The organism is Psychrobacter sp. UBA6291 (assembly GCF_002439405.1).
Taxonomy (GTDB): domain Bacteria; phylum Pseudomonadota; class Gammaproteobacteria; order Pseudomonadales; family Moraxellaceae; genus Psychrobacter; species Psychrobacter faecalis.
Window position 1 is genome coordinate 229,883 of sequence record NZ_DJUD01000022.1, and the last position, 24,897, is coordinate 254,779.

A 24,897-nucleotide genomic window follows, 5' to 3' on the forward strand; every position below is an offset into this window, starting at 1 on the left:
AATTCTATAAAAATCAAAAGCCTACGATAAGTTGAGATTGGCGTTAAAATTATCATTTTTTAGAAAATTTAGTTTTATCAATAATTATATTCGCCCTCACTATCAACCTAAGGAAAAGCGTATGCATTGCCCATATTGTAATGCGTCAGATACCAAAGTTATCGACTCACGGCTAGCAGCTGATGGCGCGCAAGTACGCCGCCGCCGTTCATGTAATAGCTGTCAGGAACGCTTTACGACCTTTGAAGTGGTAGAAGTGGTAATGCCGCGTATTATCAAATCAAGTGGCAAAATCGAACCTTACGATAATGACAAATTGCGCCGCTCGATTTTATTACCGCTACAAAAACGTCCGATTACCATCGATGAGCAAGAAGCGATGATTAGTCGTATCGAGAAGCGCGTACGCCAAATGGGCGAGCGCGAGGTGAGCAGTAAGGTCTTGGGTGAGATTATTATGAGTGAGCTTAAAACGCTCGATGATGTCGCTTATGTGCGTTTTGCCAGTGTTTATCGTGATTTTCAAGATATCGACGCCTTTCATCAAGAAATTGCCAATATCCGTCCTAATGAAAAATAAGCATCACTCATGCTAAGTATTTAGCCTGCTTTCAAGTTTATATTGCTTACTCACTCTACTCTATAAAATCTTTAATAATAATTATCAGTTGTTGATTAAGTCCACCTTTATGTCAAACTCAAAACACTCTCAAGACGCCAAAGATCGTTATTTTATGATGCTCGCTATTGAGCAGGCCAAGCGTGGTCTGTATACGACGCGTCCCAATCCGTCGGTCGGCTGTATGATTGTGCAAGCGGATAAAGTAGTAGGTCAAGGCTTTCATCCAAAAGCAGGGCAGCCGCATGCTGAGGTTTTCGCCTTAAAAGATGCTGGCATGCAAGCGATGGGCGCGACCGCTTATGTGACATTAGAGCCTTGTAGTCATACCGGACGTACACCGCCTTGTGCCCTAGGTCTTATTGAGGCTGGCATAAAACGTGTTGTCATTGCCGGTCTCGATCCCAATCCACAAGTGGCTGGGCGCGGAGTAAAATTGTTAGAAGAAGCGGGAATCGCCGTAACCGTCGGCGTGCTGACAGCGCAAGCAGAAGCTTTAAATAAGGGCTTTTTAAAGGCGATGCGTAGCCAAATGCCTTATGTTAGGCTTAAAATTGCCACCAGTCTTGATGGCCGTACCGCTATGGCGTCTGGAGAGTCGAAGTGGATTACCGGCACGGCGGCGCGCGAAGATGTACAGAAACTGCGTGCGCAAAGCGGCGTTATTATCACAGGCAGTGAAACAGTCATCGTTGATAATCCGCAGTTAAATGTACGCTCTAATCAACTAGGTATTAATCCTGAACAAGTACCACAACCTAAAATAGTGATACTCGATAGACGAGGGCGATTAGAACACGATTTACAGTCTGACTATCAGCTATGCCAGAGTCCAGAAACTCTTTATTGGCATGAAGAAAACTTAATTGAGTTATTAAAGAACTTAGTGAGTGACCATCACTGTTATGACGTCTTAGTAGAGGCGGGCGCAAGCGTTGCAGGAAGCTTTTTACAACAGCAGCTGGTGGATGAACTCATTGTTTATCAAGCACCTTGCTTATTAGGGAGTGAGGCGCGCCCTATGGTTGCTGTCAATCCATTAGCGTTAGCGCAGCAGCTACGTTTTGATATCCACGGTCATGAGCAGCTTGGCACTGATCTTAAGCTTACCTTATTACCTTTATAGTTGGCGTTATAAATGCCTTGTCTTTCAATATTTTACCCACAAGATTAAACTTACATACAATGTATGTGGATAAGTGGAATAGTTTTATAAAGGTTTCACATGAAACTGTGTATAACTTTGTTTCACATGAAACTTACTAGTAATTGTTAATAATGTTTTAAAGTTATAATTTATTTAAAATCAGTTACTTACGTATATAGCTCAAGTGTAGTGAATAATTATTAAAAAGCAGACTTATTGTGGATAACTCTTTAAAAACCAAGTTTCTCATACTACTACTCCTTATGTCAGCGCTAGTTATCCACAGTTTATCCGCTGAGTCTTTTTATTCTCGCTAATTTTATAGTAAGCGCTATAAACAGCTTAAAGACTAATAGCGATTATCGTTATTGATTTTGAATGAAATAATAGGTTTAAATAATATATGCTGCCTTTAACGGCCATAAAAAATACCAAGAGGTTAATATGTTTACTGGAATTATAGAAAGCGTTGGCAAAGTAAAGTCCATGCAACCAACGGGCGGTGATATCCGCTTGACCATAGAATCTGCTGGCTTAGATTTTAGCGATGTGAAACTAGGCGACTCGATTGCTTCAAATGGCATTTGCTTAACGGTGGTGGAGTTTGGTAGTAATTATTACTCTGTCGACGTTTCACGTGAAACTATTGCTCGTACAGCGCTGGCAGATTTAAAGCCCGGTTATGCGGTGAACTTAGAAAAAGCCATGCTACCAACTACCCGTTTTGGTGGGCATATCGTTGCCGGTCACGTTGATGGGGTAGGCGTGGTTAGTAAATTGCAAAAAGATGCGCGCTCACTTTATATTGAAATTGAGATACCGCACGAGTTGGCACATTATACGGCTACCAAAGGCTCTATTACCCTTGATGGTATCAGTCTCACTACCAACTTAGTCCGCGATAATATCGTTTCGCTCAATATCATTCCGCATACCGCGCAAGTCACCAATATTGCCCAGCATTGGTTGGTAGGTAGTAAAGTCAATGTTGAGGTCGATATTGTGGCGCGCTATTTAGAGCGGTTATTAAACAAATCGCAAGCGGATAATGCACATGCTAGCAGCCCGCAAAGTACGATTACTGAGGCGTTTTTAGCTGAGAATGGTTTTATGAAATAAAGGTTAAATAGCCAAAATCATCACCAAGCTGTTATAAAAGACAGATCTTGCAAACGCTTATTGGTTTTTAATCAGCGTTTGCAAAACAGTTTTTAGCTTTTGTTTATTAATAGGCTTGGCCAAAAACTCATCCATGCCCACTTGTAAACAGGCGATTTTATCTTCTTCGCTGTTATTTGCGGTTAGCGCAACGATTGGAATATCATCGCCTTGCGCGCGAATCGCTTGGGTCGCTTGCAGTCCATCCATCACGGGCATCCGGCAGTCCATCAAAATAAGCGCAATTTCCTGACGCTGCGCTTGCAATTTGTCCAACGCCTGCTGCCCATCTTCCGCCACGATACTGCGATAGCCAATCTTTTCCAGTATCTTACAAGCTATTTTTTGATTGGTTGGACTATCTTCTACCACTAAAATCAGTGGCGCTAACGTTTCATGAGCGGCTTCATCTGCGCCTAACGGGCTACTGCTTTGCTGTTTGTTTTCTTGGCTAGTTATTTGCGGTAACAGTGTTTGTCTAACGGGTAGGGTTAATCGCAGTAACTCAGAGAGTGATAATGCCACATCGAGTGGTTTGTTTAAAAAACCGTCACATTGATCCAGTAACATAGCAGGAATGCGGCGCTCAGCTTTCATACTGACCAATATTTTTGGCAGGGCAGTATTAGACAGTAAGCTATTTAGAGCCTGCTGTTTATCGATATCTATACGTGCTTTATCTTCTGATTTCTCCAGTTTATTTTCAGCGTCTATATTTTTATCATCAATGTTTATTTGATGTGATAACGCGAGCGTGATGTCTTCATAATATTCGTAATCTAAGAGCAAAATAGGTGCAAGTTTTTGCGCATCTTGCGCCAGTTTATTATTTATTTGCTCAAGCGCCACTCTATCTATAGAAGTGGAAATAGTGGCTGGGATAGATAAATAAGCGCACAAATCGCGTAAATGCTTGGCTCGCAGCGGTTGTTTAATGACGGCAATAAGATGAATATAAGTCAATTGCGGATTAAAGTGGTAAATAGGCTGATAGGCTGGTCGTCTACAAGGCAAATACAGCTTAAAAGTACTGCCTTTATTAAGCGTGCTTTTCATCTCAATAAAACCGCCTAATAGTTTAGCGAAGCTATTAACGTCGTTTAATCCGAGCCCTTTTATGGCGCTGTTTTTGTGCGCGTAGTTAATAGGGTGGTTTTTGATGTGAACACTGTTTTGGCTGTTGCTTTCATTAAAATACGTCAGCAGTTGGTGCTGCTTTGCGATATCGATGCCTGTGCCGCTGTCTTTTATACTAAACCGAATCCAGTCGTGCGATGGATGAATGGTAGTGTTTGATTTATCTAGATTGCCGTGATTCGTATCATGGCTGTTATTAGAAATGTGCTCTTTATCTACCTCGCCTATACTGGTACTTTTGATATCAGCTATGTCCGCATTGGTCACCGCATCGATGGTAAGTGACACATAGCCAGAATTGGTAAATTTAATCGCATTATCTAATAAATTACGTAGGATTTGCCGCAAGCGCCTATAATCGGTATCGATACAGCGCGGGCTGTCAGGCGCAAAAAAATACAAGAGCTCAAGTCCTTGCTGCCTTAAGCTTTCTACCATCGATTGACTGACTTGTTGACCAAGCTTATAAATATCCACCGCTTCAATAGATAGACGGGATGTACGAACCTCTATCTCTCCTATATCTAACATATCGTTTAGCATCGTCAGCATAGAATGGCTGGTTTGAGTCAAAGTCGTAACGATTTGATGTTGCTTAGCGCTCAGATTATCGGGATTGATAGGTTCTAACGTGTCAATCATGGCTTCTAACGGCAGGCGTAAATGATGCCCCATCGTTGATTTAAGTGCTTCAAACTCATCAAGCTGACGTTGTAGTTGACGGTTTTGCTGCTCCAAATGCGCGGTCTGTTCGACAAGTTCGTGAATATTATTTAGGAGGACGGTAAAACCATGCACCTGCCCGTGTTCGCCAAACCAAGGCGTGATATGCAACTGATAAGCTTTTTTATTGTGCAAACCGTAAACCAATAGCGTGCGCGTGACTCGCAAATCCGCCAGCTTTTGTAGCAGGGCTTGGGTTGATTCGTCTTTAGCAAAGAAAAAATCGGTCAGTTGATAGTTGCTATCGCTGTGAAAGGTGGTTTCAAATACTTGCTCAAAGCGATGATTAAAAAAGCTGATTTGGCCATGTCTCATAATCATCAGCATCGGCAGCGGCGCATGATCGACCAATCGCTCTAACCGATGCTTTAGCGTGGTAATGCGCCGATGGTTGCTGTGCAGCTGATAACTGATACGGCTAAGTGCGTGACCCAAACGCAAAAATTCAGCCGTGGTTTTCTTTTCGATAAACGGCGGCGCGATATAACCATCTTTGGCATGGCTACTTAACTCATCGGTATAAATGAGCAGTTGTTCCCAGTTGGCACGCCGTTTTAGGGTATAGAGTAAGGCCATAGCAAATAGTAAGATGGCTGTCATCAATGGCAACCAATAGCGATACGACATCCAATTGATATCAAGCGCTTCATGCCGCAGTATCAGGTACACCTTGTGACCACTTTCAAGTTCAATGGTGCCGACCAAATTACGATTATTTAGCTCGTAGGCACTATGATGATTGCTAGCAGAGGGCAAAGAAGTGATAACGTTGGGGAAAGTGATGCCAGTAAACTCTCGTTCATCAGGGCGGGTACGTCGGTGTATATAGGTTTGCCCAGAAGGCATCATAAAAATCAGCTGATAGCTCATATCCTTTAAAAAAGGCTTTTGTAATATCTTTTTAATTACTAAGTTTGTAGGGTTTGAGAGCTGGGTTATCTCGTGCTGTAAATTATAAAAGCTTTGGATACTGTGCTGCTCATTATGCTGCCTCATCTCATAAAACATGGTGCCGTAATACACTGCCAACATCGCTAATAATGTCAGTGTATAAAAAATCAGCAGTCGTTGTAGAGACTTAAATTGTTGCATAAAAGCAGGACCCTAAATCGGCGGTAAGTCGGTATGTCTTAATATGAAGTCAAAACTACGCTTAATCACCATTATAAAGATAAAACGCCTGATTAATAGCGCTGGATGGCTGCTATTACAATCATGGCACAACGCTACAAACTCACCTATAATAGGCAAATTAACCATAAATACTGCCTGACTATGACAACACCTGCTGCACAATCTGATTTATCTATTAACGCTACTCAACCTCAGAAGAACGCTGCTATCAAAGTGCCATCTGCTGCTAAACCGCTGCGAGTGATATTTGCTGGCACCCCAGAGTTTGCAGCGACTAGCCTTGAGGCGCTTATCAAGCAGCAAGATGCGTTGAGTATAGATATCGTTGCCGTTTATACTCAGCCTGACCGCAAAGCGGGTCGCGGACAAAAGTTATCAGTATCTGCGGTCAAGCAAGTGGCATTGGCCAATGACATTGTGGTTGAACAGCCTGCTACCTTTAAAAAATCCAGCACCGAAGGCATGGCAGCACGTGAGAATTTACGTACTTATCAGCCAGATGTCATGATTGTCGCGGCTTATGGTCTGATTTTACCGATTGGTGTATTGACCACGCCGACTTATGGCTGTCTCAATATTCATGCTTCGCTGTTGCCACGTTGGCGCGGTGCCGCCCCGATTCATCGGGCGTTACTAGCGGGTGATAGCGAGACTGGCATTACCATTATGCAGATGGATAAAGGCCTGGATACGGGTGACATGCTTTATAAAGTCAGCGCACCTATCGAAGCTGATGATACGGCCGCCAGCTTGCATGATAAGATGGCAGCACTTGGCGCGGCGGCTATTACTACCGTATTAAAAGACTTGGCGCATTACCAAGCACAAGCGGTTGCTCAAGATGACAGCCAAGCCAATTATGCGGAAAAATTGGTTAAAACCGAAGGCGAAATCGACTGGACGCAGTCTGCTACACAGATTGAACGCCAGATTCGTGGGTTGACTCCTTGGCCTGGCGCCTACACCTTTTTAGCAGGGCAGCGCGTCAAAATTTTGGCCAGTCTGCCGGTAAATCCATCACAGCAAACCGTTAAGCCTGCGGGCACTATTATCAGTGTTGGGCGAAAAGCCATACTGGTCGCTTGCGGCAGAGACACTATTAGCGAACCACAAAGCAATGAATACTCAGCGACGACTTTGGCAATTACTCACTTACAATTTGCAGGTGGTAAGCCGATGAGCGCTGAGCAAATTTGCCATGGTAATCAATTAAACGATGGTGATCAGTTTATGGCAGAAGTAAAGTAACTTACTTATGCTTAATGTATTTAATAACAAGCAATCTAACTTTTATCAGACGATCTGGATCAGACGTCAAGGAAATTCAATTTAATGAGACAAACCAGCACTGCACCAAGAAATAATAAGCTCAAACCGTCAAGCAACCTTATTATGAATGGTAGCGTCCGTGTCCGGGTGATTCGCACTTTATTGGCCATTCAAAATGGTCAATCACTTGCCAGCGTCCTTGACCCGTTACTCAACAGTCTGCACGACGGCGATAAAAGCTTTGCCCATGCCTTACTACTGACGACACTGCGCCAGTGGTACGCGCTAGCACGTTTGCTCGATACGCTAGCGGACAATCCTATCGATGAGGTTGAGGTTCGTACGACTATTCAAGTGGGTTTAGCGCAATTGCTGTATTTAGAAGTGGCGGACCATGCAGCGATTCATGAAACGGTCGAAGCGGCAAAAGAGATTGATTTTGCCCATGCAACAGGTTTGATTAACGCTATCTTGCGTAAAGTCGCTAAGAATCCTAGCAAGTTCCGTAAGAAGTGCGATAAGAAGCACAGTCTGCCGAACTGGCTTGCCTATCAGCTTAAGCAGGATTGGAGCGAGCAGTATGACGAGCTGATGCAAGGTTTGCGCCAAGCAGCACCGATGTTTTTACGAGTCAATTCGGCGGTTACTTCGGTAGAGGATTATCAGCAAGCACTCGATGGGGCAGAAATTGATGCAGACATCGTTGAGCTAACGACTGGTTTTAATTTACCGAACTCATCAGATACAGCTATAGCAACAACGCTATCCACCAAAGGTCTCCGGCTACATCAAAGCACAGCCGTAAACGCTTTGCCTGATTTTGCTTTTGGAGTTGCCAGCGTACAAGACATGCATGCTCAACTTGCTGCTCCGATTATTAATAAAGCGTTAATGGCTAAAATAAGCACTGATAAATCTAATACAGACATTGATTCAGAAGCCAATAATAATGAGCTGCATATCTTAGATGCTTGTGCGGCACCTGGTGGTAAATTGGCGCATTGGTTAGAATTATTAAGCTCAAATGAGCCTTCATTGTTTCACGTGAAACAAAACGATGAATCTGTTCCTCTAGTTTCAAAAGTTAAGCTGACGGCAATCGATAACGAAGCGCCGCGTATCGAGCGTATTCACACCAATCTACAGCGCTTGAACCTAAGTCAGCACGACTTGCAGCAAGCTGAGAAGGATATCGAGCTCAATATTGTTTGTGCGGACGCCACCAGATGGCAGCATGGGAAAAATAAAAAAGCGGCTACCAATGAGCCGGTATTTGATGCAATATTACTCGATTCTCCTTGTACTGCGACAGGCGTGATTCGCCGTCATCCTGATATCAGTATTTTGCGTACCGAAGAAGACGTTGAGCAAACTGCATTATTACAAGCGGATATTTTGCATAATTTATGGCCACAATTGAAAGCGGGTGGTTATCTATTGTATGTGACCTGCTCTATCTTAAAGCAAGAAAACGTCGAGCAAATGCAGGATTTTATCAGTCATCATAATGATGCGGTAGCGATTGAGTTTACCGAATATTGCAGTTGGGGCATCGCGCAAGCAATCGGTCGTCAGTGCTTGCCCATTGATAGCGAGAGTGGTGATGGGTTTTATTATGCGTTGCTTCATAAGACAATGGCATAAAACTGCTGAATAAACCGTTTTAAATATTGAATAACCTCATTATAGACAGGACAATCTAATGAAATATATCAGTACCCGTGGTCAGACAGCGCCGATGGATTTTAGTGATGTGCTATTGATGGGTCTTGCGCCAGATGGCGGTTTAATGCTGCCTGAGCACTATCCAAACATTGATAGCAGGACCCTTGATGAGTGGCGCACGCTCAGCTATCCACAGCTTGCCATGGCGATTATGCAGCGCTTTGCCACTGATATTCCTGCCGCTGATTTGCAAGATATCATCGAGCGTACTTATACCTCCGAGGTATTTGGTTCTGATGAGATTGTCCCTGTCCGTAAGCTTGAGGATAACTTATATATTTTAGGATTATCAAATGGTCCGACATTGGCATTTAAAGACGTTGCTATGCAGTTCTTGGGCAATGCCTTTGAGTATGTGCTAAAAAGAAAAAACGCGCGAATTACTATTATTGGTGCTACCAGTGGTGACACGGGCAGCGCAGCAGAGTATGCATTGCGCGGCAAAGAAAATATTGAAGTCTTTATGCTGTCACCGCACGGTAAAATGAGCGAATTTCAGCGTGCGCAAATGTATAGCTTGACCGACGATAATATTCATAATATCGCCATCGAAGGCATGTTTGATGATTGCCAAGATATCGTCAAAGCATTGCAACAAGATGCCGAATTTAAAGCGGCTTATAACCTCGGCACTGTTAACTCTATCAACTGGGGTCGTATCCTCGCGCAAATCGTTTATTACTTCAAAGCCTATTTTGCGGTCACAACGAGCAACGATGAAAAAGTCAGCTTTAGCGTGCCATCAGGTAACTTTGGTAATATTTGCGCCGGTCACATTGCTCGCGAAATGGGTTTGCCAATTGACCGTTTAATCGTCGCGACCAACGAAAACGATGTGCTCAACGACTTTTTTAATCAAGGTGCCTATCAGCCGCGTCCGACCGATAAGACTTATGTCACCTCTAGCCCGTCAATGGATATTTCTAAAGCTTCTAACTTTGAGCGTTTTGTTTATTTATTGCTGGATAAAGACAGCGCCCGCGTTCATGAGCTATTTGAAGGGGTGAAATCTGGGCAAGGATTTGATTTGTCTGATTTGATGGAAGCAGTCAACACACGTTATGGCTTTGCTGCCGGTAAATCTACCCATAACGACCGCTTACAAACTATTAAAGTACTTTATGAGCAGCATGGTGAATTAGTCGATCCGCACACAGCTGATGGTATTAAAGTCGCTAAAGAATTACAGCGCGAAGGTGAAGTGATTGTTTGTGCCGAAACGGCATTACCGGTGAAATTTGCTGATACTATCTTTGAGGCGGTTGGAGAGATAGAAATTGCGCGTCCTGCGCATACCGAAGGCTTAGAAGACTTACCGCAGCAGGTGGTGGTATTAGATAATAATGCCGAACTGGTCGCTGAGCAAATCCGTCAATATGTAACGCCAAATATAGCTTAGAGAACTCATTTATAAAAAGTATTCATTAAAATTAATATCCAATCATCAATAGCTAAATTTAGGTTACGCTATTGTAATAAAATGTTTATGATTGTGTTATGGTATATATAATTGTAATATTAGAAACAGCGTCGGCAAATAAACATCGTGCTCGGCGCTTTTCTAACAATTAAACCTATCAATCACATCAGTCAATCATACTGAACAGCTGCTTTATAGACATTATGATAGCGTTATTTTAAGTTTTTTATGCTCATGTTTTCTTATACATGTTTCTTTCTTACCAATAAGTTTTGAGCATAAGAAATAGACTTAGATAGCCTTTATCATGGTACTGATCGCAGTACATATTGTGGATATAAAAATGAAGATGAGCTTAAAGAAGATAGCAAACGCACTATTACTGACGACATTTAGTGGTGCAATGCTGCTGACCACTGCCCACGCCAATAATCCACCGCCGACGATTAAGGCTGATGCGCCCAATCGCTATATCGTCAAAAAAGGCGATACCTTATGGGATATCTCAGGTCGCTATTTAGACAGCCCTTGGCGCTGGAAAGAGATTTGGGCGACCAACAAGCAAATCAAAAACCCCAACCTTATTTATCCTAACGACGTTCTTATTCTATGCGTGATTCAAGGTAAAACCTTGGTCGGGGTCGATACCGGCGAAGGTTGCGCAGGAGTTGAAAAACAATTGACTGGTAATGTGGTTGCCAGCTCAGTCACGGTGACCTCTACTGCTAATAGTATTCCCCCTATTCCGTGGTCTGCTATTCAGCATTGGCTCGACAAGACCATCATTGTTAATCCAGCAGATTTTAATACCACCCCATACATTTTAGCCTCAAAAAAAGGCAATTTAATTACAGCTAGTGGCGATAAAGTCTATGCCAAAGGCGTACCACTTATCGTTGGCCAACGTTACGGTATTTACCGTGAAGGCGAAAAGTATGTCGAGCCTAAAACACAAAAAATTATTGGTTTAGAAGTCACGCAAGTTGCTACTGGTCTGGTGACGTCTACCGAAACCAATGGCGTGACCAGCTTGCAGCTTATCGACAGCTATGGCAAAGAAGTCCGTGAAGGCGACCGCGTTTTTGTGGAGCTAAATAATTCAATACCGCCAGTATTTTATCCAACGCCAGCAACCGTTAATCGCGGCGGTATGATTGTTCGCGTGATGGATTCTATTAGCTCAGCGGCTAAGGGGAGCGTCGTTGCTATCAATTTGGGCAGCGCACACGGTGCCAAACCTGGAGATGTATTGACCGTTTTTCAAAAAGGCGCGGTCATACGCGATATCAAGGATAATGACACGCCAGTCCGTTTACCAAGCGAGCCTACTGGTATGGTAATGGTGTTTAATACCTTTGATAATATCAGCTATGCGTATGTGCTTGATTCTGAGCTACCGCTTAATGTCGGTGATCAGCTGTTACCACCGCCGTATCTATAATAAGTTCAATATCTCTAATAAGTACAATACTTATTCTTTGAGCTAAAAGTTTAACTTAAACTAAATGAGCTAGATGATTATGACCGCAGTCACTTCTCTTTTATCCGCCGAGCAGCGTGCCGTTTTGGCGCTGTGGACTGAAGTGAATGCGTCATTATCAGCATACCATAAACTCATCTCTAACTTTGGCACGGCAGGGCTTGCTTGGAATGCTAAAGTAGAGGCATGGCGTCAATTGGGCATTCATAGTACCCATCTTAAGCGTCATGAGCAGCCAGAACAAACGCTCACTACTATCGATAAAATCCAGCAAGCATTGTTAGCTGGAAAATACGGTCTTTTATTTGCTGACCAGCCTGACTATCCAGCGCAGCTGCTAGAAATATACGACCCACCACCATTGTTATTTTACCGCGGTGATAAAGCGCGTTTGCAGCAAGCGCAAATCGCCATCGTTGGTAGTCGCAAACCCACCGCCCACGCGCAAAAAATCACCTTTGATATGGCGCAATACTTAGCGCAAGCTGGTTATATTATCACTAGCGGTCTTGCGCTGGGTGTCGATAAGCGCGCCCATTTAGGTGCTTTAGCTCAGTCTGATGCCGAATATCAAGGCCGTACGGTTGGCGTGATGGGGACGGGGATTGATGTCAATTACCCCAATCATCATGATAAATTATTTAGTCAGATTATTGATCAAGGCGGCTGTATCGTCAGTGAGCTACTACCGCACACACAGCCGCACAAACACACTTTTCCGCGCCGTAATCGTCTAGTTGCAGGACTTAGCCTCGCGACCATTGTCACTGAAGCGACCATTCAAAGCGGCTCACTGATTACTGCGCGCCTAACCTCCGAGCAAGGTAAACAAGTTTTTGCCATTCCAAGTCATATTGATAATAGCAATGCCGAAGGCTGCCATCATTTAATACGTGAAGGCGCAACGTTGATTTATCATCCGCAGCACGTCCTTGAAGATATTAATAATCAGTTGGACTATAGAGCGCATACCTATCAGCCGTCATCTAATGCAGAGTCTAGTATTGAGCGGGCAACTCTTAGCCAAGGTTCCAATTCTCTAAATACAGAGAAACTCTCTACCAAAAGTATTAATCAATCGCCACAATCTAATCTCAAACCTTCTTCCCATACTAGTGTTATTCCTGAGCATTTAGCGCTCATTTATGAGCAACTTGATTGGCATGGGCAGGATTTAGATGCGTTGTTAAATACTACTGATATGTCGGCCGCGCAATTGATTGGGCAACTTATGGAGCTTGAATTATTAGGGGTTATCAATGTACAAGGTGGACGTTATTTGCGCGTCTAATGTTTATTGAAAGCTAGCGTGATTTTAAGAAACTTTTAAACCTGCTGTTTTAGCTGTCGTTAAAGTTGTATTATATCTCCTCATACTTTCCTTTCTTATTCCGCTATGTCTACATCTAAAGCTCTTATCACCGATTCTGTCATCGAAGCTGCGCATTGGCTGCAAAAAGGGCAGCTGCTTGCTTATCCAACCGAAAGCGTTTGGGGTATCGGCTGTGACCCCTTCAATCAACAAGCGGTAGAGCAGCTTTTGGCTATCAAACAACGACCGTTAGAGAAGGGTATGATTGTGGTCACCGATAGTGTCAGTCGACTTAAGATGTTGTTAAATAGTCTAAATGAAGATCAACGCCAGCAAGTGTTAGTCAGTTGGCGTAACGATACTGATTCCGACGTCAATAGCAAGCAGGCCCATACGTGGTTATTACCGTTATCAGAAAACTTACCCGTTTCTATCCCTGCGTGGATTACCGGTGCCCATCATAGTGCGGCGGTGCGGGTGATTGACCATCCTTTGGTGCAGCAGCTGTGCCGTCAAGTGGTGTCCGTCCATAATCCCTATGGCTTTGTCGTTTCGACCAGCTGTAACCCGTCCGGTCAGCCGCCTGCTTTAACGCTCTCACAAGCACAGGCTTATTTTTCTAATAGCAATGAGCAAGTTGGCTATCTAAAGGGCGAGACGCTTGGTTATCTGCTCCCTAGCCAAATCAGCGATGCTCGAACGGGTCAAGTGATTCGTTAGTAACCATTTAAAAGCTAATATTTTTTATATTAGTAGTTCAGTCCTCTATTTATACCCAATCTTACTTTACGCCTTATACCTACAATTCATCTCTTGTTTTTGTAGATGGTTTTTTGTCACACTGAGAAAAAGGCAAGACAACTATAAGGATAAAAAGCGATGGATATTCTAATCAGTGGTGGCTCGGGATTTTTAGGTAGCGCGTTTAGTGAAGCAATCATTAAGCGCTATCAAAAAGATGATAAAAAAGTGCAGATTACGTGGCTGACGCGCGATAGTAAGCAGGCGCATCCTAATGATATTAAAATGATGACCTATGATGAGCTGGTGAAGTCAGATAAAGGCTTTGATGTTATTTTGAATCTAGCAGGCGCAGGGATTGCTGATAAACGTTGGAGTGACGCGCGTAAAGAGCAATTGCTTGCCAGCCGTATCAAACCTACTGAGGCGCTACTGGATTTTATTGCGCGTAGTAATAGCAAACCTAAGCTACTGGTTAGCGGTTCAGCGATTGGCTGGTATGGTCCTCAAGGTGATAAGTCTTTGACAGAAAGCAGTGGTTTTAACGCTGATTTTTCGCATAAACTCTGTGACGACTGGGAACAGTTGGCGCTAAAAGCTACCGATTACGGTGTCCCTGTTGCTATCGTACGCACTGGTGTGGTTATCCATCCTAAGGGCGGTATGGTCAGTAAATTATTAACGCCGTTTAAAATGGGTGTCGGTGGTCAATTGGGTGACGGTAAGCAAATTATGAGCTGGATCAGTCGTACTGATTGGGTAAGAGCGGTAATATTTATCATTGAGCAACATCTTAGTAGTCAGAGACAGCAAGTGAATAGTATTGATAATACTCTAACAACAGCAAACGCTACGCCAGCGCTGGTTTATAACTTGACCGCGCCCAACCCTGTGACCAATCATACTTTTACTAAAACGCTTGGCGCATGGCTACATCGTCCGACATTTTTTACTTTACCAGCATTTTTATTAAAGCTGATGTTTGGTGAGATGTCGACCTTGTTGATTGATGGGCAAAAGGTGCTGCCACAAGCGCTACTGGACGCAGGTTTTGAATTTGAACACACAGCTTTAGAGCATGCACTGGAGCAGCAAGGGTGAGTTTTTAGAGGCATGTTTCATGTGAAACAATGGATTTAAAACAACGTTTTTGAAGCATTGATTTAAAAATAACGTTAAATTACTAAGTGCTTTATATTTCTAGTTCTATAAAGTTTCAATAAACCATCATGCTGTCTACAACAGGTAAGAATATTGGCGTACTATAAGCCCGTCTTTGTCTGATTCAATTTTATCATGTGGCCTTTTATCATTCTTACCCAGCTGCTCGCCCTGATGAGTAGCGTGATATTTTACTGGTTCTTTCAACCAAAACAGCGCTTAGCTAAAGCCGGTTTGTTTTTAAGTATTTTTATTATCAACAATGTTTTTCTGCTCTACGGCTTGAGTGAATTTTGGCGCGAGCGCTTTCATGTCTATCTGGTTGTCGGCATTTTACAAGGCTTTATGTTTTATGCCGCATTAATAACTGCGGTTATTGCCTTGGTCTATGTTTATATTCTTAAACAAAAACTCCGGCCAAAACTTATACGTGCCGTTGCAGCGATAACTTATATTGGCATTGTGGGCTTGGCGGTATTTAATGCCTATTCACCAGTCGTCCATCGTCTAAACGTCACGACAGATAAGCCACTTAAGCGGCCGCTGCAAATTGCTTTGGTGTCTGATACGCATTTGGGTAGATGGTTTGGCAATCGGCAGATAGATAAGCTGGTCAAGCTAATTGATGCCCAAAATCCTGATGTCGTGGTCATCGCAGGCGACGTCATGAATGATTCGACCGACGCTTATGATAAAACCAATATGCATGCGCATTTATCAAAACTAACAGCGCCGCTCGGTGTCTATGCCACTTTAGGCAATCACGATTATTCTGGTAACGAAGTGGCAATTGCCAAGGCCGTTGAACGCGCGGGGATACAGGTAATTGACAATAAAAGCATTTGGTTAGACGATTCAGTGTTGCTGATAGGGCGTTCAGATGAGACAGATCCCGCACGTCCGGCTGCGATAGAGTTGCTTAGTGAAGTGAGGGCGGACAAGCCGGTGGTATTTTTAGAGCACAGCCCTGCTGACTTAGAACAAATAAAGGGTTTGCCAATCGATTTGCACCTGTCAGGGCATACGCATGGCGGGCAGATATTTCCTTTAACGATATTACTAAAGTGGTTTACGCCGCTGGTTTATGGGGCAAAGTACAGTGAGGACACGCAGTTTTTGGTGACTTCTGGCTATGGTATTGGCGCAGTACCCTTTAGGCTTGGCACGCGCTCTGAGATATGGATGATTACCTTGCAGTCAGCGCATTAGTAGTTATCCCAGCGGTCACAAGTATTGAGAAAGCAGTTGCTATAATCCGCTAATTTATAAATATCGCCGCCACAACCCAGCAAACGCTTTAACAAAATATTATCTCGCTAGGAATTTTCATGCGTTACGCGTTCATTATCACTATTATTGTCCTGCTGCAGCTGTTTAGTTTTGGCGCAGCGTGCAGTCTAGAATGGTGGCTACAGCCTTGGAGCACGCCTTTATTAATACAAAACACTTGGATTGCTGTCTTTGCGGCTACCAATGCTCTTTTGCTACTTAGCGTCACAAAATCATTTGCCAATAGCTATCGCTGGATAAGTGCTTGGATGATGGTGATGCACTTTATACTACTAACGGCGCTATTGAGCAGTCTAGTATATGGTGGTTTTTGGCTTTTACATGCTTTGGGTATTCCTACTTTTTATGATACAGACGTAATTAGTATTGGTTTACGCATTTTTGCCCTAGTTTTCTTTATAGGCCTATTTAGCTATACGCTGTATAACGCTTACGTGCCGGCGGTGCGCGAGTTGTCTATTAAGATTAATAAGCCGCTAAATTACTCGCTGCATATTGCAGTAGCCAGTGATTTGCATTTGGGCCGTTTATTTGGCAATAAATCTATCGAACGGCTCAATGACATTGTGCAGAGCTATCAAGCAGACATATTGTTGATGCCAGGCGATATTATGGATGACAATACCAAGGCGTTTGCGGCCTATAATATGGCAGAAGATTTGGCAAAGCTGGTAAGTAGTCTGCGCTACGGTGTCTATGCGACGTTAGGTAATCACGATTTGTACGGTCACGAGCAGCCAATTAGTGAAGCTTTACAAGCTGCTGGCGTGCAGTTGCTCAACGATGAAGCGACTTGTCTGTCGCATCAAGGCCAGCCGATTTGGCTTGTTGGACGTTTTGATAATCATAAACGGCAGAGGGTAGCGACGACCGAATTGCTCGAACAAGTGATTACTACTGAGCCAGTGATTTTGTTAGACCACCGACCGAGCGATATTATGGCGCATAGCCAGTTGCCGATTGATTTACAGGTTTCAGGACACACCCATAATGGGCAAATATTTCCAGCTAATTTTATTGTAAAGGCGATTAATCGCTTGGGCTACGGCTACGAAAAAGTCGGTAAAGGTCACTTTGTGGTATCGTCAGGTTATGGATTTTGGGGCATACCTTTTCGTTTAGGCTCACGTTCTGAAGTTTGGCTTATTACGTTAAGCGGTCAGCAGAATTCATAAAAACTATCTTTATCATATTAATGTCCTTGACGATTTAGTTGCAATAAATCTCGAACTGCCTATTAAACGCTAACCTCACTTTTTAGTGATAACGGCCGTTTTATTTATTAGGCTGCTAATAAATTTTGTGTACTGATGACGTCACGTACAAAGCCAGCAAAGCCATGAATAATATGATTGGTTTGCTGCTCAAGTCCTTGGTGCACGCTCATAAAATGAATAAAGCCATGCGGCGCACCATAGACCGTATAAGTTTGGACAGCTCTACCATAATCCTCTAACTGCTTGGCATATGCAAACGCCTCATCACGTAAGATATCCAATTCTGCTGCAACGACATAGGTCGGGCAAATGTGGCGATTGTCACCGAGCATAGGCGACGTCAAGATATGTTGACGCGGCAGCGGACTATTTTCTAAACAAGCCGCATCAAAAACCGCCACATCGGCATGATCGAGCAATAACCCTTCGCCGTATAGCTCCCAGCTTGGATAATCATTTTCGATATCCGTTACGGGATATAAAGGCATTTGTGCCAGTGGCTGCGGCAGGCGCTGTAATATCTCAAACGTTTTTTGCCCATCAACGCCTAAATCTTGCCATGACTTTGCAGACGGCGTGATGACTTGTTGGGCAATCATGGTTGATAAGCCGCCGCCTGCACTATCTCCTGCCAAAACAATACGCGATGCTAATGCCCCGAATTTATAGCAATTATCCGCCAACCAAGCATAAGCGGCAATACAATCTCTTAGTCCCGTAGGCGCAGGATATTCAGGTGCTAGGCGATAATCAACACTAACCACTGGCCAGCCTGTCCGCTCACAGACGGCATGACAAAATTCGTGATGAGTGTTGATATCGCCGATACAAAAACCACCGCCATGGAAAAATAGCATGACGGTTTCATCAGGATTGATTTTGGTTTTCTTTTTAAAGCTAAAGCCTGCTGCGTTTACTTGCTTTTGATAACAACGAATCAGCATATCGCCATCATCCGCGTTGGCAATCGTCTTATCTTCCCAATTGACGCTAGGCTCATTTTTCTTGGTAAAAGGTTTTATCGTGTCAAATAACGAAGAGCTTGCCTGTTGCCAAACTCTAGGCGTTTGCATAGCAACAGCATCAGTAGCAAAGCGTTTCCGCAGCTCGCCCATCTCTGAGAGCTGTAAAGGAGTTTTAAGCTTACTATTCACCGCTAGAATCAAGCGCAGGTGTGCATCAACGTGTTCATACTGCTTAGCCGTAGGTCCATCTAGGTAACCGACCAGACTGTCTAATACTGTTTCTGGCAAGAGACCGATACTTTTCATTGCATAGTGCAGCAAATGGGGCTGATAAGTCGTCAGCAAATTGTGATGCAGTACTTTATCTCTAATAGAGAGGGGCTCGCTATCAATGCAGGATTGCCTATCGTCAGTGCTTATTTGTAAAGTATTTATCTGTAATGGCTCTTTTTCAACATTCTCTAAGGATTTATTTGATGAGTTAACAGATGAATGCTGACGTTTTTCTTGAGCTAAAGACGTAAGGTTTAGTGTCCTTACTGCTTTATTAAGTAAGGTGTTGACTGATAATGTCGCTGAATAAGGCATAACACCTCCCATAAATGATAAATTATATTTGTAGTTATCATAAGGTAGGCAAAAATAAAGTTGAGTATTCTTTAGTAATAGTGTGCAGGCTAATAGTAATTTATCTGGCGTAAATGACGCTTTTTTGTAGGTTTTGTTAGTCAAATGAATTACTTATTGACGACAATAGTAAAGAGAGTAAGGTTGTTTTAAAGGGGCAAGCCTCTTAAATATAACCATACCGTTATCATGGATCAAGACGGTATTTATAACCAGCGATAAAAATTCTGCAGAGTAGGCTTGAAATTTACTCGCCTCACCTTTATTAATCAGCTATCAGAAGGTAGTTAAAAGTTATTGCTAACCATAGGTGATTTATAAAATCACGGTTTGGCTAATGGTCGATTATTTCATTATCTGGCCAATTTATGGTGTTGTTTTCTAATCCATCATTATTCAGTTAATAACCTTATTCATAATTATATAAAGGAGCCATCATGAGCGAGCAGAATAATAACCACGAAAATATTGATCAAAATGTCTCACACGACAATGTTTCGCACGACAATGTCGAGCACGACGATAGTATCTTAAAAGAAACGCTAGAAGAGTTTAATCCCCAGCAAAATTCAGGGGAAGAAAGCACTATCGAAAACGATATCGATTTAGATACGTTTAAAGCGCGTATCGCCGAGTTAGAAGGCGAGGTCAAGCAAGCGAAAGAAGGTACAGCGCGTGCCAATGCTGAAGCTTACAATGCGCAAAAACGCATGGAGCAAGAAGCCGATAAGAGCAAAAAATTTGCCCTGCAAAAATTTGCCAAAGAGCTATTAGAAGTGGTCGATAATTTAGAGCGCGCTATCGAAAATGCTCAAGCAGATGACCCTGTCACCGAAGGTGTCAGATTGACGCATAAAGCATTATTAGATGTGTTAAACAAAAACGGCGTAGAAGTGGTTGAGCCACAAGGCGAGAAATTCAACGCTGATTTGCATGAAGCGGTTGGCATTGACCCAGAAGCCGAAGCTGATACTGTGGGTACGGTACTGCAAAAGGGCTATAGTCTGAACGGTCGTTTGCTGCGCCCAGCAATGGTTCGCGTCGGACAGTAGATTTTGAAAAACTAATAATCTAAAGGTTAATATTTTACATAATAAGTCTTTAACCAAGTTAAACCTTACTATTAATAAGGGTTTACACAAAAAATCACATAAAAGACATTTTTTGCCGATTAAATGACTTGAAATAATAAAGCCTCAAACCTATATAGAACAACAAGTGACCGTCTGGTATCTGCTAGGTTCGGTCTGATGAGATAAATAGCTTATTTAAAAATAAATTAGGAGCAATTAATTATGGGTAAAGTAATTGGTATTGACTTGGGTACAACGAACTCATGTGTCGCAGTGATGGAAGGTGATAAAGTTAAAATCATCGAAAATGCTGAAGGTACACGTACCACGCCATCGATTGTCGCTTACAAAGATGACGAAATCTTGGTTGGTCAGTCAGCAAAGCGTCAAGCGGTGACCAACCCAAACAACACTTTATTTGCCATTAAACGTCTGATTGGACGTCGTTTTGATGACAAAGTGGTGCAAAAAGACATCGGTATGGTGCCTTATAAAATCGCTAAAGCTGATAATGGTGATGCGTGGGTTGAAATTAACGGTAAAAAATTAGCGCCACCACAGGTTTCTGCTGAAATCTTGAAAAAAATGAAAAAAACAGCAGAAGACTATCTTGGTGAAAGCGTTACCGAAGCTGTTGTAACAGTGCCTGCGTACTTTAATGACTCGCAGCGTCAAGCAACCAAAGATGCCGGTAAAATCGCCGGTCTTGATGTAAAACGTATTATTAACGAGCCAACCGCTGCCGCACTTGCTTACGGTATGGATAAAAAACAAGGCGATAGCACCGTTGCCGTTTATGACTTGGGTGGTGGTACTTTTGACGTATCAATTATCGAAATCGCTGACGTTGATGGCGAGCAGCAATTTGAAGTATTGGCGACTAATGGTGATACATTCCTTGGCGGTGAGGACTTTGACTCAGCGTTGATCGATTATTTGGTTGATGAGTTCAAAAAAGACCAAGACGTCAACCTAAAAGGTGACTCGCTGGCGATGCAGCGTCTAAAAGAAGCCGCTGAAAAAGCAAAAATCGAGCTATCAAGTGCCCAAAGTACGGAAGTCAACCTACCATATATCACTGCTGATAGCAGTGGTCCTAAGCATTTGGTTGTCACTATCAGCCGCTCAAAACTTGAGAGCTTAACGGAAGATTTAGTACAACGCACGATGGGTCCTTGTAAAACTGCGCTTGAAGATGCTGGTCTAAAAGTTGGCGATGTTGATGACGTCATCTTAGTTGGTGGTCAGACTCGTATGCCATTAGTGCAGCAAAAAGTACAAGAATTCTTCGGTCAAGAGCCACGTAAAGATGTGAACCCTGACGAAGCGGTTGCCGCTGGTGCTGCGATTCAAGGAGCGGTATTGTCTGGTGACAAAACTGACGTCCTATTGCTTGACGTGACACCATTGACCCTAGGTATCGAAACCATGGGTGGGGTAATGACGCCAATCATTGAGAAAAACACTATGATTCCGACTAAGAAATCACAGGTGTTCTCAACGGCTGAAGACAACCAGCCAGCCGTAACGATTCAGGTGTATCAAGGTGAGCGTAAAATCGCCAACCAAAACAAACAACTTGGTCGTTTTGACTTGACGGATATTCCACCAGCGCCACGTGGTTTGCCGCAAATCGAAGTTACCTTTGACATTAACGCTGACGGTATCATGAACATCTCAGCGAAAGACAAAGGTACTGGTAAAGCGCAAAGCATTCAGATTAAAGCGGACTCTGGTTTGTCGGATGAAGAAGTCGAACAAATGGTGCGTGATGCGGAAGCGAACGCTGCTGAAGATGAGAAATTTGCTAACCTTGCGCAGGTACGTAACGAAGCAGATGGTCGTATTCATGCGGTACAAAAAGCGCTAAAAGAAGCTGGCGATAAAGTCACTGAAGATGAAAAATCAACAGTAGAAACTGCCATCTCTGAGCTTGAAGCAGCTGCTAAAGAAGATGATCATGATGACATCAAAGCCAAACTTGAAGCGCTAGACAATGCTTTCTTACCAGTGAGCCAAAAGATTTATGCTGATGCTGGGGCTGGCGCAGAAGGTATGGATCCAAGCCAGTTCCAACAAGGCGCTGATAATGCTGGTAACAACAATCAAGCGGATGACGATGTCGTTGATGCTGAGTTTACTGAAGTTGACGAAGATAAAAAGTAAGCTTAATTAAAGCTTAAATCGACGTTGATTTCATAATAAAAGGCGTATCTTTCGGGATGCGCCTTTTTAATTTTGATTCTCAGTCGTTGTTAATGAGTAGGGAATATTACTCAAACTAGGTGATTGTAACAAAAGATTTCATATCTAGTCCTTTGTAACCCAAGGGCCGACAAACACTTGCAAAAGTTAACTTTCTTACCATTAAACACTGACAGAGTTTTTGACATGGTTTGTTACTATGTATACATCGTTAGCAAACAAGGCGATATGGCTAAAAAGCCCACATAAATAAATAACTTGTTTGTCCAAATTGATTTTAAGGAGCTACACATGAAAACTCTACAAAAAACTTTACTAGCCCTAACTGCAGGTTCTTTACTAAGCGTAGGTGCACAAGCAGCCGTAGCATATGGTAATGGTTATACTGGTCAGCCATACGTTGGTGTAAAAGTCGGTCAGTTTGACCTAGACGTAGATGGTGCTGATGATCCAACTGCTTATGGCGTATACGGTGGCTATAACTTTGATCCTAACTTCGGTATTGAAGCTGAGTATGTAGGTTCAGATGATGCTGATTACTATAACGGTGATATCGATGCCAAATCTTATGGTGCATACGGTACTTATCGCTATCAGTTCCCTAACACTGGTTTATATGCCAAAGGTAAGTTAGGTGTTGCTAAGACTAAAGTAGAAGGTAACTACTTAGTTGAAGATTCTGGAAGAAAAACATTTTCTGATAGCGATACTAGCTTAGCTGGCGGTGTTGGTCTTGGTTACTCAGTCAATCCTGACTTCAGCGTTGAAGCAGAATATGACAAACTAGGTAGCGATGCGGATCTTATGACTATCGGCGCTCATCTTAAATTCTAATTATTTGAGTCTTAAGTTATTTAATTAGCAATAGCTTAAATAGTTAATAAAGTAAAAAACGATCACTTTGGTGGTCGTTTTTTTATGCGTATAACTTTTAAGGCGCTGTTTGAGAACAAAATGTGCTACATTGAAAGCTAGAATGATAAAGATAGGGAATGAGCAATTATGGAGATGCTTTGGATGCTTGAACCGTGGCACTGGCTGGTATTAGGCTTTGTATTGCTAATCATTGAGATGTTTGTACCGACGTTTGCCAGCCTATGGTTTGGCGGAGCGGCTATCATCGTGGCTGCTCTTGCGTGGTTGCTACCCATTTCTGTATCGATGCAAATCATTATTTGGTTGGTGCTCTCGGCTATCTTTTTATTGGCTTGGTTTAAATTTATCAAACCATTATCTGTCGATCGCACCAAAGCGGGGTTGGGCGGTAGTGTCATCATCGGTGAAACTGGGATGATTATCGTCGCGCCGCAGTTAGAGCGCGCAGGCGTTGTACGCTTTAGTGTACCTATCGTCGGGGCTGCTGAGTGGATGTGCCGTACGAGCGGTGAGCAAGTTGCCGTCGGCGATCGTGTGATAGTGACGGATATCGTAGGTAATGAGCTGATTGTCAGTAGTATGCAAGCGCAAGCAGTTATTAATAAAAATAGTTAGGCATAATAATAGAGGTGCAACATGGAAAGTTTTAGTATTGTCATGATCGTTTTGATTGCATTGGTCGTGTTTACGGTGTTTAAAGGCGTGCGCATTGTTCCTCAAGGGTATAAATGGGTAGTGCAGAGACTTGGTAAATATAGCCAAACCCTAGAGCCAGGATTAAATTTAATCATTCCTTATGTCGACGACGTGGCTTATAAAGTGACGACCAAAGATATCGTCCTTGATATTCCTTCGCAAGAAGTCATTACCCGAGACAACGTGGTCATTATCGCTAACGCCGTTGCTTATATTAATATCGTCCGCCCCGATAAAGCGGTTTATGGTATCGAAGATTATGAATACGGTATTCGAAATCTAGTGCAGACGTCTTTGCGTTCAATCATTGGTGAGATGGATTTGGACAGCGCTTTATCAAGCCGTGATGAAATCAAAACTAAGCTAAAACACGCCATCTCAGAAGATATTGCTGATTGGGGTATTACCCTCAAAACCGTAGAAATCCAAGATATCAATCCCTCGCAAACCATGCAAGCCTCGATGGAAGAGCAGGCGGCGGCAGAGCGTTTACGCCGTGCTACCGTCACCCGTGCTGACGGGCAAAAGCAAGCGGCTATCTTAGAGGCAGATGGTCGCCTAGAAGCGTCACGCCGAGATGCTGAAGCGCAAGTGGTATTGGCGAAAGGCTCAGAAGAATCTATTCGTTTGATTACTGCCGCAATGGGCGACGAAGAAATGCCGATTGTCTATTTACTTGGCGAGCAATATATCAAATCGATTCGTCAGTTAGCCGAATCTGATAACGCAAAAATGGTGGTATTACCGGCTGACATTCTAAGTACCATAAAAGGTATGGTAGGTGATAAGCTTAAGGTTTAACTAAGTATGATTTAGGCGTATTTAAATTTGTTAGACAAATAGTCAGTGAGCGTTTTACGTGCTGACTATTTTTTTAACTTTTAATTGACAGCTAATCAACTTTTTTGCGTGCATTACTTTA

At 43.0% G+C, this 24,897-nt stretch carries 19 protein-coding genes; 17 read left to right on the forward strand and 2 right to left on the reverse strand.

The annotated features are described in order from the left end of the window. Positions 1-121: 121 nt before the first annotated feature. From nrdR to B3R91_RS03640, 3 genes are all read left to right on the forward strand, one after another. Positions 122-580, forward strand: coding sequence for a transcriptional regulator NrdR (nrdR, locus tag B3R91_RS03630; RefSeq protein ID WP_068405041.1), 459 nt, complete (start codon positions 122-124; stop codon positions 578-580). A 109-nt stretch (positions 581-689) separates the two neighbouring features. Next, positions 690-1,745 carry a bifunctional diaminohydroxyphosphoribosylaminopyrimidine deaminase/5-amino-6-(5-phosphoribosylamino)uracil reductase RibD gene (gene ribD, locus B3R91_RS03635; RefSeq protein WP_286796522.1) on the forward strand — a complete coding sequence of 352 codons (1,056 nt, stop codon included), beginning with the start codon at positions 690-692 and terminating at the stop codon, positions 1,743-1,745. 465 nt (positions 1,746-2,210) lie between these two features. Further along, a complete protein-coding gene (locus tag B3R91_RS03640; protein ID WP_286796523.1) occupies positions 2,211-2,885 on the forward strand; it encodes a riboflavin synthase in 675 nt (224 codons plus the stop codon). A gap of 57 nt (positions 2,886-2,942) precedes the next feature. Here B3R91_RS03640 and B3R91_RS03645 read toward each other — a convergent pair whose 3' ends face one another. Beyond that, entirely contained in the window at positions 2,943-5,876 is a 2,934-nt protein-coding gene (locus tag B3R91_RS03645; protein WP_286796524.1) for a response regulator, read from the reverse strand. A gap of 183 nt (positions 5,877-6,059) precedes the next feature. Between B3R91_RS03645 and fmt the strand changes: the two genes are divergently transcribed. The 9 genes from fmt to B3R91_RS03690 all read left to right on the forward strand — a co-directional run bounded on the left by fmt (position 6,060) and on the right by B3R91_RS03690 (position 17,491). Next, positions 6,060-7,166, forward strand: a complete 1,107-nt coding sequence (gene fmt / locus B3R91_RS03650) for a methionyl-tRNA formyltransferase (RefSeq protein WP_286796525.1) — start codon at positions 6,060-6,062, stop codon at positions 7,164-7,166. Between the two features lie 84 nt (positions 7,167-7,250). After that, positions 7,251-8,831, forward strand: a complete 1,581-nt coding sequence (locus B3R91_RS03655) for a transcription antitermination factor NusB (RefSeq protein ID WP_286796526.1) — start codon at positions 7,251-7,253, stop codon at positions 8,829-8,831. 58 nt (positions 8,832-8,889) lie between these two features. Beyond that, a complete protein-coding gene (gene thrC, locus B3R91_RS03660) occupies positions 8,890-10,311 on the forward strand; it encodes a threonine synthase (RefSeq protein WP_286796527.1) in 1,422 nt (473 codons plus the stop codon). Between the two features lie 364 nt (positions 10,312-10,675). Next, positions 10,676-11,773 carry a LysM peptidoglycan-binding domain-containing protein gene (locus tag B3R91_RS03665; protein ID WP_198328106.1) on the forward strand — a complete coding sequence of 366 codons (1,098 nt, stop codon included), beginning with the start codon at positions 10,676-10,678 and terminating at the stop codon, positions 11,771-11,773. A 79-nt stretch (positions 11,774-11,852) separates the two neighbouring features. Next, the gene (gene dprA / locus B3R91_RS03670; RefSeq protein ID WP_286796528.1) at positions 11,853-13,103 is read left to right on the forward strand and encodes a DNA-processing protein DprA; all 1,251 of its coding nucleotides are present in this window, start codon (positions 11,853-11,855) and stop codon (positions 13,101-13,103) included. A 105-nt stretch (positions 13,104-13,208) separates the two neighbouring features. Continuing rightward, the gene (locus tag B3R91_RS03675; protein WP_286796529.1) at positions 13,209-13,844 is read left to right on the forward strand and encodes an L-threonylcarbamoyladenylate synthase; all 636 of its coding nucleotides are present in this window, start codon (positions 13,209-13,211) and stop codon (positions 13,842-13,844) included. A 159-nt stretch (positions 13,845-14,003) separates the two neighbouring features. After that, positions 14,004-14,966 (forward strand): TIGR01777 family oxidoreductase, encoded by a 963-nt coding sequence (locus B3R91_RS03680; RefSeq protein WP_286796530.1) that lies wholly within the window; start codon positions 14,004-14,006, stop codon positions 14,964-14,966. A gap of 195 nt (positions 14,967-15,161) precedes the next feature. Continuing rightward, positions 15,162-16,235 carry a metallophosphoesterase gene (locus B3R91_RS03685; RefSeq protein ID WP_286796531.1) on the forward strand — a complete coding sequence of 358 codons (1,074 nt, stop codon included), beginning with the start codon at positions 15,162-15,164 and terminating at the stop codon, positions 16,233-16,235. Between the two features lie 119 nt (positions 16,236-16,354). Next, complete coding sequence (locus tag B3R91_RS03690; RefSeq protein ID WP_286796532.1) at positions 16,355-17,491, forward strand: metallophosphoesterase; 1,137 nt, start codon at positions 16,355-16,357, stop codon at positions 17,489-17,491. A gap of 107 nt (positions 17,492-17,598) precedes the next feature. On the opposite strand, the gene B3R91_RS03695 is transcribed toward B3R91_RS03690, so the two are convergent. After that, positions 17,599-19,086: an alpha/beta hydrolase gene (locus tag B3R91_RS03695; RefSeq protein ID WP_286796533.1), complete on the reverse strand. Its 1,488-nt coding sequence runs from the start codon at positions 19,084-19,086 to the stop codon at positions 17,599-17,601. Between the two features lie 476 nt (positions 19,087-19,562). On the opposite strand from B3R91_RS03695, the gene grpE reads away from it, so the two are divergent. The 5 genes from grpE (at position 19,563) to B3R91_RS03720 (ending at position 24,776) form a co-directional block, all read left to right on the forward strand. Beyond that, the gene (grpE, locus tag B3R91_RS03700) at positions 19,563-20,177 is read left to right on the forward strand and encodes a nucleotide exchange factor GrpE (protein WP_191690819.1); all 615 of its coding nucleotides are present in this window, start codon (positions 19,563-19,565) and stop codon (positions 20,175-20,177) included. A 243-nt stretch (positions 20,178-20,420) separates the two neighbouring features. Further along, entirely contained in the window at positions 20,421-22,364 is a 1,944-nt protein-coding gene (dnaK, locus tag B3R91_RS03705) for a molecular chaperone DnaK (RefSeq protein ID WP_286796534.1), read from the forward strand. A gap of 330 nt (positions 22,365-22,694) precedes the next feature. Further along, a complete protein-coding gene (locus tag B3R91_RS03710) occupies positions 22,695-23,237 on the forward strand; it encodes a porin family protein (protein WP_286796535.1) in 543 nt (180 codons plus the stop codon). Positions 23,238-23,405: 168 nt separating this feature from the next. After that, positions 23,406-23,894, forward strand: a complete 489-nt coding sequence (locus tag B3R91_RS03715; RefSeq protein ID WP_227514939.1) for an NfeD family protein — start codon at positions 23,406-23,408, stop codon at positions 23,892-23,894. A 21-nt stretch (positions 23,895-23,915) separates the two neighbouring features. Further along, entirely contained in the window at positions 23,916-24,776 is an 861-nt protein-coding gene (locus B3R91_RS03720; protein WP_201589788.1) for an SPFH domain-containing protein, read from the forward strand. Positions 24,777-24,897: the final 121 nt, after the last annotated feature.

Bases quoted from the DNA above. Each gene is read 5' to 3' on its own strand.
- nrdR (WP_068405041.1), top strand. From the start codon at position 122: ATGCATTGCCCATATTGTAATGCGTCAGATACCAAAGTTATCGACTCA.
- ribD (WP_286796522.1), top strand. From the start codon at position 690: ATGTCAAACTCAAAACACTCTCAAGACGCCAAAGATCGTTATTTTATG.
- B3R91_RS03640 (WP_286796523.1), top strand. From the start codon at position 2,211: ATGTTTACTGGAATTATAGAAAGCGTTGGCAAAGTAAAGTCCATGCAA.
- B3R91_RS03645 (WP_286796524.1), bottom strand. From the start codon at position 5,876: ATGCAACAATTTAAGTCTCTACAACGACTGCTGATTTTTTATACACTG.
- fmt (WP_286796525.1), top strand. From the start codon at position 6,060: ATGACAACACCTGCTGCACAATCTGATTTATCTATTAACGCTACTCAA.
- B3R91_RS03655 (WP_286796526.1), top strand. From the start codon at position 7,251: ATGAGACAAACCAGCACTGCACCAAGAAATAATAAGCTCAAACCGTCA.
- thrC (WP_286796527.1), top strand. From the start codon at position 8,890: ATGAAATATATCAGTACCCGTGGTCAGACAGCGCCGATGGATTTTAGT.
- B3R91_RS03665 (WP_198328106.1), top strand. From the start codon at position 10,676: ATGAAGATGAGCTTAAAGAAGATAGCAAACGCACTATTACTGACGACA.
- dprA (WP_286796528.1), top strand. From the start codon at position 11,853: ATGACCGCAGTCACTTCTCTTTTATCCGCCGAGCAGCGTGCCGTTTTG.
- B3R91_RS03675 (WP_286796529.1), top strand. From the start codon at position 13,209: ATGTCTACATCTAAAGCTCTTATCACCGATTCTGTCATCGAAGCTGCG.
- B3R91_RS03680 (WP_286796530.1), top strand. From the start codon at position 14,004: ATGGATATTCTAATCAGTGGTGGCTCGGGATTTTTAGGTAGCGCGTTT.
- B3R91_RS03685 (WP_286796531.1), top strand. From the start codon at position 15,162: ATGTGGCCTTTTATCATTCTTACCCAGCTGCTCGCCCTGATGAGTAGC.
- B3R91_RS03690 (WP_286796532.1), top strand. From the start codon at position 16,355: ATGCGTTACGCGTTCATTATCACTATTATTGTCCTGCTGCAGCTGTTT.
- B3R91_RS03695 (WP_286796533.1), bottom strand. From the start codon at position 19,086: ATGCCTTATTCAGCGACATTATCAGTCAACACCTTACTTAATAAAGCA.
- grpE (WP_191690819.1), top strand. From the start codon at position 19,563: ATGAGCGAGCAGAATAATAACCACGAAAATATTGATCAAAATGTCTCA.
- dnaK (WP_286796534.1), top strand. From the start codon at position 20,421: ATGGGTAAAGTAATTGGTATTGACTTGGGTACAACGAACTCATGTGTC.
- B3R91_RS03710 (WP_286796535.1), top strand. From the start codon at position 22,695: ATGAAAACTCTACAAAAAACTTTACTAGCCCTAACTGCAGGTTCTTTA.
- B3R91_RS03715 (WP_227514939.1), top strand. From the start codon at position 23,406: ATGGAGATGCTTTGGATGCTTGAACCGTGGCACTGGCTGGTATTAGGC.
- B3R91_RS03720 (WP_201589788.1), top strand. From the start codon at position 23,916: ATGGAAAGTTTTAGTATTGTCATGATCGTTTTGATTGCATTGGTCGTG.